The 12,888-nt window shown below is 39.7% G+C and carries 12 protein-coding genes; 5 read left to right on the top strand and 7 right to left on the bottom strand.

The genetic code is table 11. The features are described 5' to 3' along the window. The first annotated feature begins 66 nt into the window (after positions 1-66). On the top strand, positions 67-957 hold the full coding sequence (gene ppk2, locus AAEU31_RS09610) for a polyphosphate kinase 2 (RefSeq protein ID WP_421967093.1): 891 nt from the start codon (positions 67-69) through the stop codon (positions 955-957). A gap of 15 nt (positions 958-972) precedes the next feature. Next, positions 973-1,287 (top strand): hypothetical protein, encoded by a 315-nt coding sequence (locus AAEU31_RS09605; RefSeq protein WP_135924994.1) that lies wholly within the window; start codon positions 973-975, stop codon positions 1,285-1,287. Between the two features lie 371 nt (positions 1,288-1,658). Here the strand turns inward: AAEU31_RS09605 and AAEU31_RS09600 are convergent, their stop codons facing one another. Together AAEU31_RS09600 and cspD are read right to left on the bottom strand one after the other, a co-directional pair. Continuing rightward, positions 1,659-3,881 (bottom strand): NADP-dependent isocitrate dehydrogenase, encoded by a 2,223-nt coding sequence (locus tag AAEU31_RS09600; RefSeq protein WP_421967092.1) that lies wholly within the window; start codon positions 3,879-3,881, stop codon positions 1,659-1,661. A 487-nt stretch (positions 3,882-4,368) separates the two neighbouring features. After that, a complete protein-coding gene (cspD, locus tag AAEU31_RS09595; RefSeq protein WP_036968098.1) occupies positions 4,369-4,584 on the bottom strand; it encodes a cold shock domain-containing protein CspD in 216 nt (71 codons plus the stop codon). A gap of 208 nt (positions 4,585-4,792) precedes the next feature. Here cspD and clpS point away from each other — a divergent pair, with 208 nt between their 5' ends. Continuing rightward, positions 4,793-5,101 carry an ATP-dependent Clp protease adapter ClpS gene (gene clpS / locus AAEU31_RS09590; RefSeq protein WP_171040478.1) on the top strand — a complete coding sequence of 103 codons (309 nt, stop codon included), beginning with the start codon at positions 4,793-4,795 and terminating at the stop codon, positions 5,099-5,101. Positions 5,102-5,173: 72 nt separating this feature from the next. Continuing rightward, positions 5,174-7,438 (top strand): ATP-dependent Clp protease ATP-binding subunit ClpA, encoded by a 2,265-nt coding sequence (gene clpA, locus AAEU31_RS09585; RefSeq protein WP_421967091.1) that lies wholly within the window; start codon positions 5,174-5,176, stop codon positions 7,436-7,438. A 175-nt stretch (positions 7,439-7,613) separates the two neighbouring features. Here the strand turns inward: clpA and infA are convergent, their stop codons facing one another. The 4 genes from infA to trxB form a co-directional block, all read right to left on the bottom strand. After that, on the bottom strand, positions 7,614-7,832 hold the full coding sequence (infA, locus tag AAEU31_RS09580) for a translation initiation factor IF-1 (protein WP_002962494.1): 219 nt from the start codon (positions 7,830-7,832) through the stop codon (positions 7,614-7,616). Positions 7,833-7,922: 90 nt separating this feature from the next. Next, the gene (locus AAEU31_RS09575; protein WP_421967090.1) at positions 7,923-8,627 is read right to left on the bottom strand and encodes an arginyltransferase; all 705 of its coding nucleotides are present in this window, start codon (positions 8,625-8,627) and stop codon (positions 7,923-7,925) included. Beyond that, positions 8,620-9,336: a leucyl/phenylalanyl-tRNA--protein transferase gene (aat, locus tag AAEU31_RS09570; RefSeq protein ID WP_135924981.1), complete on the bottom strand. Its 717-nt coding sequence runs from the start codon at positions 9,334-9,336 to the stop codon at positions 8,620-8,622. Before aat ends, AAEU31_RS09575 begins: the two co-directional genes overlap by 8 nt. Before the next feature lie 104 nt (positions 9,337-9,440). Further along, on the bottom strand, positions 9,441-10,391 hold the full coding sequence (trxB, locus tag AAEU31_RS09565; RefSeq protein WP_421967089.1) for a thioredoxin-disulfide reductase: 951 nt from the start codon (positions 10,389-10,391) through the stop codon (positions 9,441-9,443). 288 nt (positions 10,392-10,679) lie between these two features. On the opposite strand from trxB, the gene pssA reads away from it, so the two are divergent. Further along, complete coding sequence (gene pssA / locus AAEU31_RS09560) at positions 10,680-12,005, top strand: CDP-diacylglycerol--serine O-phosphatidyltransferase (RefSeq protein WP_421967088.1); 1,326 nt, start codon at positions 10,680-10,682, stop codon at positions 12,003-12,005. 58 nt (positions 12,006-12,063) lie between these two features. Here the strand turns inward: pssA and AAEU31_RS09555 are convergent, their stop codons facing one another. Then, complete coding sequence (locus AAEU31_RS09555) at positions 12,064-12,807, bottom strand: YciK family oxidoreductase (protein ID WP_135924973.1); 744 nt, start codon at positions 12,805-12,807, stop codon at positions 12,064-12,066. Positions 12,808-12,888: the final 81 nt, after the last annotated feature.

The following is a 12,888-nucleotide window of genomic DNA, read 5'->3' as shown; positions in this document are numbered from 1 at the left end:
TGGCATAAAGTAAAAATATACAGTTCTTAATGAAGGTACGTAAATATTTACTAAAAAGGAGTTGCCATGCAGACAGTAAACGTCGAATCAGTATTAATTAAGCCTACAAAAGTAAGTAAGGGAAAAACTAAACAGGATGTTGTATTTGACTTAAATGTAAAGAACCCAAATTTAAAATGGAATGCTGATGGCCTATATCCATACAAGCGTAAAATGGACGTTGTAGAGTATGAGCGCCATAAACATGAACTTCAAATAGAGTTATTAAAAATGCAAGGTTGGGTGAAAGAGACTAACCAACAAATTGTTATTTTATTTGAAGGCCGTGACGCAGCAGGAAAGGGTGGAACAATAAAGCGCTTTATGGAGCACTTAAATCCGCGTGGGGCGCATGTTGTAGCGCTTGAGAAACCCACTGCCCGTGAACGTGATCAATGGTATTTTCAGCGTTATATCAATCATCTACCAGCAAAGGGAGAAATAATTCTGTTTGATCGTTCTTGGTATAATCGCGCTGGCGTAGAGAAGGTCATGGGGTTTTGTGAAGACCAAGAATACCTCGAATTTATGCGGCAAACACCCCAGCTTGAACGCATGTTGGTTAACAGTGGTATTAAATTATTTAAATATTGGTTTTCTGTGAGTAGAGAAGAGCAATTTAGACGCTTTAAATCACGCCAAAACGATCCTCTAAAGCAATGGAAACTGAGCCCGGTCGATATGGCATCATTAGCTAAATGGCATGACTACAGTGCAGCAAAAGACGCCATGATGTTTCATACCCATACTAAAGACGCACCGTGGACTCAAATTCGTTCTGATGACAAAAAACGTGGTCGTATTAACTGCATGCGTCACTTTTTAAGTTGTTTAGATTATCCAGGCAAAGACCATGAAATTGTTGATCAAGTTGACTCATTAATTGTTGGTGAACCAACAAAAATGTCTCAACGTTAAGATTAGGAGAGTGAAATGGAAATTACAGATCCAATGTATGACGAGCGCCTAGCAAAGTTAGAGAAGAGCCTCGCTAAAAGTAAAAAAGAAGTTCAAAGAACCGCTGCGATTGCAAAAGAGGCCGCTGAACAAGCCCAAGCAGCCGTTGATAAAGCAAACGAAGCTGAAAGTCTTGCTAAGAATGCTCAAAAACGTCTTAAAGCAGCTAAAAAGCAACTAAAAGAGGCCATAGTGCTCAAGATAGCGCAAAAGAAAGCATCAAAAAAATCTGCCATTAAACGCGCTAAACGTATGGCTAAAAACAAAAAGGCGAAAACAGCAAACGCTTAGTTATAAGTTAAAACTGAATCGTAGCTATTGTTATATGTTGTGGTTTATGAACAGCTGACTAGGTTGAAGGAATAATACCAGTTGGCAGTCATGCTTAATCATTTAAGAGATTAAAGCTTTTTAACAGCTTTAAAAATTACTTATTTATGACTGTATGGATATAGTAATTACAACAATGTTGAGGCAATTTTCGAGAACAAGTAGATAACGAAGTTTGTGTCTTGTTATCAGCCAGTTTATTGCATCAAAGTAGACGGTTTAATTAAGCGAATTGGTATAAAAAAGAGAGTTGCTCTTTTGCTAAGGCTCATAGAGCCTCAGCAATCGAGATAACTCTCTTATTTTTTAGAAGATTAGCGAGTTCTAACGAATTACACTAATTTTGCTAAAATATCGTTAAATGTTGTGCTTGGGCGCATTGCTTTGAATGCAAGCTCATCATTTGGTTGGAAATAACCACCCACATCCATTGCTGAACCTTGTGCATCGTTCAACTCAGTGATGATTTGCTCTTTTTGAGCTTCTAAATCAGTAGCGATTTGCGTGAATTGCGCTTTTAATTCCGCGTCATCATTTTGTGCAGCAAGTTCTTGTGCCCAGAATAATGAAAGGAAGAAGTGCGAACCACGGTTATCAATCTCTTTCACTTTACGTGAAGGTGATTTGTTTTCAGCTAAGAAAGTACCTGTAGCTTTGTCTAGTGTATCAGCAAGTACTTGAGCTTTCTTGTTACCTGTATTAACCGCTAGATGCTCTAAAGAAGCTGCAAGCGCTAAGAACTCACCTAAAGAATCCCAACGTAAGTGGTTTTCTTTTTCGAATTGTTGAACGTGCTTAGGCGCTGAACCACCTGCACCTGTTTCGAATAAACCACCACCATTCATAAGTGGTACGATTGAAAGCATTTTAGCACTTGTACCAAGCTCAAGAATCGGGAATAAATCAGTTAGGTAGTCACGTAAAACGTTACCAGTTACTGAAATTGTGTCTTTACCTTCTTTGATGCGCTCTAATGAGAATTTAGTCGCTTCAATCGGTGCTAAAATATGGATCTCAAGACCATCAGTATCATGTTGTGGCAGATACGCGTTTACTTTTTTGATTAATTCAGCATCGTGTGCACGGTTTTCGTCTAACCAGAAAACTGCCGGTGTGTTAGTTGCGCGAGCGCGGTTAACAGCAAGTTTAACCCAATCTTGAATTGGTGCGTCTTTTACCTGACACATACGCCAGATATCGCCTTGCTCAACAGCATGCTCAAGTAATGTTGTGCCAGCTGTGTCTACTACACGGATTTTACCAGCTGCTGTAACTTCAAACGTTTTGTCGTGTGAACCGTACTCTTCAGCTTTTTGCGCCATAAGACCAACGTTAGGTACGCTACCCATTGTTGTTGGATCGAATGCACCGTTTTCTTTACAGAAATCGATAGTTGCTTGGTAAACACCTGAGTAACAACGATCTGGAATTACAAAGCTTGTGTCTTGTAATTTGCCTTCGCTGTTCCACATTTGACCGCTAGAACGAATTGCAGCAGGCATTGATGCATCGATGATTACATCGCTTGGAACGTGAAGGTTTGTGATACCACGGTCAGAATCAACCATAGCAATAGCAGGGTTGTTGTCGTATACAGCTTGGATATCAGCTTCTATTTCAGCTTTTTTAGCTGCGTCTAGGCTTTCGATTTTTGAGAATACATCGCCAAAGCCGTTGTTTACGTCAACATCTAGTTCTTTGAAAAGATCAGCGTGTTTTGTAAATACGTCTTTGAAGAATACTTTTACAGCATGACCGAAGATGATTGGATCAGACACTTTCATCATGGTTGCTTTCATATGTAACGAGAACAACACGCCTTTGTCTTTCGCAGCTTGAATTTCTTTAGCAAGGAAAGCTTGAAGTTTAGTGGCACTCATACAAGAAGCATCAATAACTTCGCCAGCTAATAGTGGCGTGCTTGCTTTAAGAACCGTAATATCGCCGTTTTCAGCAACATGTTCGATACGCACGTCAGTTGCTTCAGCTACCGTTACTGATTGCTCAGAACCGAAGAAGTCACCTTCTTCCATGCTTGCAACGTAAGATTGAGAATCTTTGCTCCACGCACCCATTGAGTGAGGATTGTTGCGAGCGTATTCTTTAACTGAACCAGGTGCACGACGGTCAGAGTTACCTTCACGAAGAACCGGGTTTACAGCAGAACCTTTGATTTTGTCGTAAGTTGCTTTGATTTTCTTTTCTTCATCAGTTTTTGGCTCTGATGGATAATCAGGTAAAGCGTAGCCTTTCGCTTGCAACTCTTTGATTACAGCACGTAACTGAGGAATAGACGCACTGATGTTTGGTAGTTTGATAATGTTAGCTTCAGGTGTTTTAGCCATATCACCTAATTCAGCAAGTGCATCATCAATTCGTTGTTCTTCAGTTAAATACTCAGGGAAGTTGGCAATTACACGGCCCGCTAATGAAATATCGCGAGTTTCAACTTCAACACCTGCAGCGTTTGTGTACGCTTGGATGATTGGTAACAATGAATACGTAGCAAGAGCTGGCGCTTCATCTGTTTTAGTATAGATAATTTTTGATGTCATCATCATTCCTAGATAGTTGGCGTAATGTTTGATTGTAACTGCGCTAACAGTAACCCTTAATTAGCCATATTCAACAATGCAATTATACTGCTATGGTATATCAAGTCTTAAATATAAGTATTTCGATATAACGACAGCAAGCAGTCTGTTAGCTGTTGCAACTTAATACAGAGTATCAAAATAACCACAGCTGACAGACTGTAATACCAATTTGCAAAATAGATCTTTTAATTATGCAAAAAGGCATAAAATTCTTATAGCTCAAATAAGCTAGCTTTGAAATTAGCCAAAAGCCTTACGTCAAAATGACGAAAAAGCTAAATTTAAGCAACAAGAGTGTAACAAGCTTGGCTCTAAAGGGCTAATAACAATTAAACTATTGGGGTAAAGAAATGGAATTTCAAGTTGAAAATAAAAATCAATGGGAGATAGGGAAGTAAGCGAGGATCTTAACAAGGTCGCTCGCTTGGTACTCGAATAGGTTCACCTAAGAGATCTCATCGTTAGGCGCAATATTCGTTGCGTGTAACCCTTTAGGACCTTGTTGCAATTCGAATGTTACATCTTGACCAGCTTTAAGTGTTTTATAACCGTCCATTACAATCGTTGAGTAATGAGCGAATATATCAGTCTCGCTGCCGTCTTCTACGATAAAACCAAAACCTTTGGCATTGTTGAACCATTTGACTTTTCCACAAGCCATACTTCTACATCCTTCTATAAGTTGACTAATTTAGTTATTCTAAACCGTGTAATTTGCTAGACTGACTAATGATTAATCAATCTATCTTTGACTGTAGTTTATTTGGCCAATCAGTCAAGTGTTTTGGGCTATTTTTTAACAATTTATTTATTTTTTTATTCAAGTTTGCTTGAGTTCTAAAGACAAGACTATATTTATTATGAGTGGTATGAAAGATTCTGGTGTTATTGATACAGTTCGCGATAGTGAAAAGCAAAAATTGCAGCCGCCGCGAAAATATAAAGTCATTTTAAACAATGATGATTACACGCCTATGGACTTTGTGATAGAAGTACTTATGACGTTTTTTAATATGGATAGCGATAGAGCAACAGATGTGATGCTTCAAGTTCATCATAACGGTAAAGCAATATGCGGTGTTTACAGTGCCGATGTAGCCCATACCAAAGCTGAGCAAGTTAATCGTTACGCACGAGATAACGAGCATCCACTGCTTTGTAGTTGTGAGCAGGAATAAATACCAAGGTAGGGTGAACCGATTAACCCGTCACAACGGTATATAAAATATTATCTCAGTAAGGGGTTGCCAATGCTAAACAAAGACTTAGAACTAACTCTGAATGCGGCGTTTCGCGAAGCGAGAACGCGTCGGCATGAATTTATGACCGTCGAGCATCTTTTACTTGCGCTGCTCGATAACCCTTCTGCTGGAGAAGCGCTAAACGCCTGTGGTGTTGATATGGGCGCATTAAAAGTTGAATTATCAGAATTCATTGATGAAACCACGCCTGTGATTCCTGATCTTGAAGAAGACAGAGAAACACAGCCAACATTAGGTTTTCAGCGAGTATTACAGCGCGCTGTATTTCATGTGCAATCATCAGGCAAAAATGAAGTTACTGGCGTGAACGTGCTGGTTGCTATTTTTTCTGAGCAAGAAAGCCAAGCGGTTTATTTACTGAAAAAAGCCGACATTAACCGTTTGGATATTGTGAATTTCATTTCGCATGGTATTTCTAAAACTGATGACGATCTTGGTGGTGAAGACCATGATGATATCCATGAAGAAGTGCAAGAAGTGCAGGGTGAAGAGCCAACAAAACTCGAAAACTTTACAACGAACCTTAACCAACAAGCTATCGACGGTAACATTGACCCATTAGTAGGCCGCGATAACGAAGTTGAGAGAACGGTTCAGGTATTATGCCGTCGTAAGAAAAATAACCCACTACTGGTTGGTGAAGCAGGGGTTGGTAAAACAGCGATTGCCGAAGGCCTTGCTTATCGCATTGTCAATAAAGAAGTGCCGGAAGTTATCGCTGACGCGGTGGTTTATTCACTTGATATGGGGGCGTTGCTTGCCGGTACTAAATACCGAGGTGATTTTGAAAAACGTTTCAAATCACTATTGAAAGAGCTACAAGCAAAGCCTGGCTCAATTTTATTCATTGATGAAATCCACACTATCATTGGTGCAGGTGCTGCATCGGGTGGGGTAATGGATGCATCAAACCTTATTAAACCGCTGCTTTCAAGCGGTAAGCTTCGCTGTATGGGTTCTACAACCTATAACGAGTTTAAAAATATCTTTGAAAAAGACCGTGCTTTAGTACGTCGTTTTCAAAAGATTGATGTGCTTGAACCAAGCGTGGCTGATACCACAAAAATTCTTAACGGCTTAAAAGAACGTTACGAAGAGCATCATGGTATTCGTTACACGCAAAAAGCGCTTAAAGCGGCTGCTGAGTTAAGTGCAAAATACATTAATGAGCGTCATTTACCCGATAAGGCAATTGATGTCATCGATGAAGCTGGTGCAAATCAACGTTTGCAACCAGCATCGAAACGTAAAAAAACCATTGGTGTGGCAGATATTGAGCTGATTGTATCTAAAATGGCTCGTATTCCGCAGCAAAGTGTTTCGTCAAGTGATAAAGAAACGCTGAAAAATCTTGATCGCAACTTAAAGATGCTGGTGTTTGGTCAAGACCAATCTATCGATGCACTGACATCTGCTATTCGCCTATCTCGTTCTGGTCTGGCCAATGAAGATAAACCGATTGGCTCGTTCTTGTTTGCTGGCCCAACAGGGGTTGGTAAAACAGAGGTTACTAAGCAGCTTGCTAAGTGCATGGGCGTTGAGTTTATACGGTTTGATATGTCTGAGTATGTTGAGCGACATGCGGTGAGCCGTTTGATTGGTGCGCCTCCTGGCTATGTAGGTTTTGAACAAGGCGGCCTACTGACAGAAGCAGTGATTAAAAACCCGCATGCGGTTGTGCTTTTGGATGAAATTGAGAAAGGTCATTCCGATATTTACAACATTCTACTGCAGGTTATGGATCATGGCACATTAACCGATAACAATGGCCGTAAAGCAGACTTCAGAAATGTCGTACTAGTTATGACAACTAATGCTGGTGTGCAAGAGACTGTTCGTAAATCAATCGGGTTTACTGAGCAAGATCATTCTCATGATGCGATGAGTGAAATTAACAAGGTATTTTCGCCTGAGTTTAGAAACCGTTTAGATAATATCATTTGGTTTAACCACCTTGAGAAAGAGGTTATCTTGCAAGTGGTTGATAAATTCATTGTTGAATTACAAGCGCAACTTGATAAGAAGTCAGTTAATCTTGAGCTTACCTCCAAAGCTAGAGAGTGGTTGGCAGATAAAGGCTACGATAAGGCAATGGGGGCACGTCCGATGGCACGTGTTATCCAAGATGAGCTTAAAAAGCCCCTTGCAAATGCAATCTTATTTGGTGAATTAGCCGATGGTGGTTCGGTTAAGGTCTCGGTGAAGGATAAAAAGATTCACTTTGACTTTGAGACTAGCCTAGAAACAGCTTAAGTTGATTCTTAGCTGAAAACAAAAAGCCCAGCAATTGCTGGGCTTTTTGTTTATTAAATGGAATTAAAACTAAGTTAGTTTTAACACCATTTAACAAACGCTTTTAGCTCTTTGTAATAAACACACCTGCTCACTCAAAGCAGCAAAAAGCTAAATTTCTCGTTATCGCACTAACTTAGCGAGCACGGAATACGATGCGACCTTTCGATAAATCGTAAGGAGTCATTTCTACGGTTACTTTGTCGCCAGTTAAAATGCGGATGTAGTTTTTGCGCATTTTACCAGAGATATGAGCCACAACTACGTGACCGTTTTCTAGCTCAACTCGGAACATTGTATTTGGTAAAGTATCAAGGACCGTACCTTGCATTTCGATTACGTCTTCTTTCGCCATGTTTAGCGTAACACCTCTTTAATAGTTAAACGCTGCAGATTTTGCCGAAAATACGGCAATAAGTAAAGCTACAGGGCTCAAATTTGTCAATTAAATCGCCAACCACTGATCGCCAATATGCTTTTGTGCCGGCAAAAATTGAGTTTTATATTTCATTTTGTTGCATTCATCGATTTGATAACCCAAATAGACAAATTCTTTTGCTTGTTGTTTTGCAAACTCAATTTGTTCCATGATCATAATACTGCCGATACTGTATTGTTCATAATCTGGGTCAAAAAAAGTATAGATAGCTGAAAGTGAATTCTTCATACAATCGGTAACCGCGACTGCGACTAACCGATCTTCATCACGCAACTCAATAAAAGTCACAGGAAGCCATTTGCAAAATAAAAAGCTCGCGTATTGATTTTGCTCGGGGGGATACATAGAGCCATCTTGGTGTCTTTGCGTGATGTACTTACTGTACAGTGGGTAATACTCAGCACGTTCATGATCACTATAGCTAACAGTAAAGCGCTTGTTGGCTTTATTCATTTTACGCTTTTGCGATTTTGAAGGAGTAAATTGCTGTGCAAGTACCCGCACTGAGTTACAAGCATTACAACTTGGGCAGTGGGGACGATAAATCTGATCACCACTTCGTCTAAACCCTAAAGCAAGTAGTTCCTCAAACCTATCAGGGCCATAACAACTTGGATCAAGAATAACCAATAGTTGTTCTTGGCGATTTGGTAAATAACTACAATCAAATTGTTGGCTTAAACCTAGTCTTGCGGGTAAATGCTCAGTCATAAATATCAATCAACTCTTGCGGTTGCCACATACTTGCTGTGGGGATATAGCTATGGGCTAATTTAAGTCTAGTTAAAAATTCTCTACGTGGAATAACTTTTGCGCCTAAAGTGATCAAATAGGGGTTTTCTAATTGACAATCGATAAAATGGGCGTGGTGTTTTTTTAGCCAGTTAACTAATGCCCACATCGCAAGTTTAGAACCATTGCTGATGGTATGAAACATGGATTCACCACAAAATATACCGTTTTGCATGATGCCATACAAACCAGCAACTAGTTCGTTTTCTTGCCATATTTCTACACTGTGAGCAATATTTTGATGATGTGCTTCGATATAAGCATGCATCATTTGCTCTGTGATCCACGTTCCTTCGGCGTCGAGTCGTTGCTCACGGCAAGCATTGATAACGTGCGAAAAAGCGTGATTAACAGTGACTCGAACCGGAGCACGTTTTAAGTGCTTTTTTAAACTACGACTGACATGAAATTCATTTAACTCAATAATACCGCGCATGCTAGGTGACCACCACATAATTGGTTCGTAATCACTAAACCATGGGAAAATACCATTTTTATAAGCATGTTTAATGCGGTTAACTGATAAATCACCGCCAATAGCTAATAAACCATCTGGCTCATCGAGGGCATATTCAGGATTTGGGAAATCTACACTCTCGGGTGAGAGCTGATAAAGTTGCTTGATCATATCAGCATTATCGTTGTTATTTATTATGATTCTAGCAAAATTTTAGCCATAAAAAAGGGGCTGTTCTTCGACAACCCCTTACAAAGCTAGTATTTAGCAATAGATTATAGATTATCTAAAAAGCGCTCAGCATCTAGGGCAGCCATACAACCTGTACCTGCTGATGTGATTGCTTGACGATAAATGTGATCACACACGTCACCTGCAGCGAATACACCTGGTACGCTTGTTTGTGTCGCATTACCGTTTAAGCCTGATTCAACTACTAAGTAGCCATCTTTCATTTCTAGTTGACCTTCGAACATGTCAGTGTTTGGCTTATGGCCAATTGCGATGAATACACCTGCAAGGTCAAGGTTTTCAGTCTCTTCTGAGTCAGTTGCTTTAATGCGGATGCCAGTTACACCCATTTCATCACCAAGAACTTCATCTAAAGTACGATTGTAATGTAAAACAACATTACCGTTTGCCGCTTTTTCATTTAAACGATCAGCGAGAATCTTCTCACTACGGAAGCTATCGCGACGATGGATCACGTGTACTTCGTCGGCGATGTTAGATAAGTAAAGAGCTTCTTCTACTGCCGTATTACCACCACCAACAACAGCAACTTTTTGACCGCGATAGAAGAAACCATCACAGGTTGCACAAGCAGAGACACCACGACCTTGGAAGTTTGTTTCAGATTCTAAACCTAAGTACTTAGCAGACGCACCTGTTGCAATGATTAATGCATCACAAGTATATGTGCCTGAATCACCTGTTAAAGTGAAAGGGCGCCTAGTTACATCAACTTTGTTAATGTGATCGAAGATAATTTCAGTTTCGAAACGTTCAGCGTGCTCTTTCATACGTTCCATTAATGCAGGACCAGTTAAGCCATGCGCATCACCAGGCCAGTTTTCAACTTCGGTCGTTGTTGTTAATTGACCGCCTTGTTGAATTCCTGTGATTAGAACAGGGTTAAGGTTGGCACGTGCAGCATAAACTGCCGCCGTGTAGCCCGCAGGTCCAGAACCCAAAATTAATAGTTTACAGTGTTTAGCGTCACTCATGGTTTTTCCTAAAAACGTTTCAATACGATGTCTATGCGACCGATTCTAAGAAAAACAAGGCGGATGTAAACAAAAGGCTCGATTATTTTTTTTGGTAAATCGCAAAGCTGTCAAATAATCCTTACTCATTATGATTTAAGCTGCTCTTTTTGCTTGTTAAATGAACTATTTCTCAATTGTTATGCCTTCAAAGTACGTTTATTCATGACCAAGCAATATTTTTTTGGTATGTTTTAGCTAATTTTGATATTAGCTTTAGTTATGAGCTAAATAAATGAACAGGCAATTATGGTATTTTGGCAGGAAAAGCCCGCATTCGGGCTGACTACGGAAGACTTACAGGTCTTAACCAATGCAAAAGAGTATCGCATTGAACTATTGCGTTTAATTCGTTCAGCGACAAAAAGAATTTATATAACTGCTTTGTATCTTCAAGATGATGAAGCAGGTCGAGAAATTTTAACGACATTACACGAAGCCTCATTAGCTAATCCTGATCTAGAGGTAAAAGTACTGGTTGATTTTCATCGCGCTCAGCGAGGTTTAATTGGCGCTGCAAAATCTGATGGCAATGCAAGTATGTACTGTGACTTTCAGGAAAAGTACCAGTCTAATGTAAAGGTTTATGGTGTTCCTGTTAAAGCGAAAGAGCTTTTTGGCGTGTTACATTTAAAAGGCTTTGTGATTGACGATACTTTATTGTACAGCGGTGCAAGTCTTAACAATGTCTATTTGCAGCAGGACGATCGTTATCGTTTAGATCGCTACTTTTTAGTGCATCAAGCTGGTTTGTGTAACTCAGTGGTAGAGTTTATTGAATCACACTTATTAAGTTCTGAGGCTGTTCCTCGTATTGATAAGCGACCTCTAGTTAACTTCAACGATATTAAAAATGCGCAAAAGCAGTTAATGCGTGATCTTAAATCAGCAAGTTATGAAAGTGCAGCAGAGGCGAGTGCGGGTGAATTAGGGGTTCGGCTTTTCTTAGGCTTAGGTCGTCGTAGTAATAAACTAAATCGTTTGATTAAGTCATTATTTGATACCACGGAAGAAGAATTAGTACTTTATACGCCTTACTTTAATTTCCCAGCACCATTAATGCGCTCTTTACGTCGCTTACTAAAACAAGGTAAGCAAGTAACAATTGTAGTAGGTGATAAAACTGCGAACGATTTTTATCTGCCTCCTAGTGAGCCTTTTAGTAAGATTGGTGCACTCCCTTATTTATATGAAACAATCCTACTTAAATTTTTAAAGTCTCAGAAGCGTCACATCGCAAATGGCAATTTAAATGTTTATCTTTGGAAACATGAAAGCAACTCTTTCCATTTAAAAGGAATTTGTTCAGATAAGCGTTTACATTTGCTTAGTGGACATAATTTGAATCCGCGAGCATGGGGTTTAGATATCGAAAACGGGATTTTAATTGACGATCCGAAGCAAAATATTCTTGAGCAAATAGAAAACGAAAAACACGCTATTTTGCAGCACTGTCGTCGTTTAAATGGCCCGCAAGACTTAGAGACAATGGATGATTATCCTGCGCCTGTTAAGAAACTTTTGGGTCAGGCAAAGCGTGTGAAAGTAGATTTTATTATCAAACGCTTTATTTAGTGGGCTTAAAGATTAAAAAAAGCAGCGAAAGCTGCTTTTTTTGTGTCTAGCTATTAGCTTACTTCTGTTGAGCATCTAAAGATTGGCCGTTCACCTCTTTAGAGTCGTCGCTCATCAAGTATAAATAAGTTGGCATTAAATCTTCTGGCGTTGCTAATTTATCTCTATCTTCACCAGGGTATGCAGAAGCACGCATAGATGTGCGAGTTGCACCAGGGTTGATACAGTTCACGCGAATATTGGTTTTGCCCACTTCACAGGCCCAAGTTTGCATCATGCCTTCAACAGCAAATTTTGAGATTGCATATGCACCCCAATGCTCACGGCCTTTGCGACCAACACCAGAGGATGTAAAAATAACAGATGCACTTGGTGACTTTCGCAATAATGGAAACATAAATTTAGTGATCATGGCTTGCGCAGTCACATTCACTTTCATAATGTTTTCAAAGGTAGAAACACAGAAATGTTCAAGCGGCCCTAATGAACCCAAAATACCTGCATTGTTTAATAAACCATCTAACTTGCCAAACTGCATTTCTATAGTTGCGGCTAAATCGCGGTAGTTTTGTTTTGTTGCACCTTTTAAATCCATCGGCACGATAGCCGGCTGTGGGTAGCCTGCGTTCACGATTTCATCATAGACACATTCGAGTTTATTAGTTGTTTTACCAAGTAATATAACAGTGGCACCATGCTTGGCATAAGTTAATGCGGCTACGCGACCAATGCCATCACCCGCACCTGTTATTAGAATTACTTTGTCTTTTAGCGCATTCTCTGCGGCTTTATAAGTGTGCATAAAAGTACCATCAATTAGATTTTTTGCTATTTTAACATAGCAAAAAGCCAAGTTATCGAATTTATTGCAAATTAAGGTGGC

The organism is Pseudoalteromonas thalassia (assembly GCF_049257215.1).
GTDB classification, from domain to species: Bacteria; Pseudomonadota; Gammaproteobacteria; order Enterobacterales; family Alteromonadaceae; genus Pseudoalteromonas; species Pseudoalteromonas lipolytica_C.
This window is presented reverse-complemented; position numbering and strand designations above follow the sequence as displayed.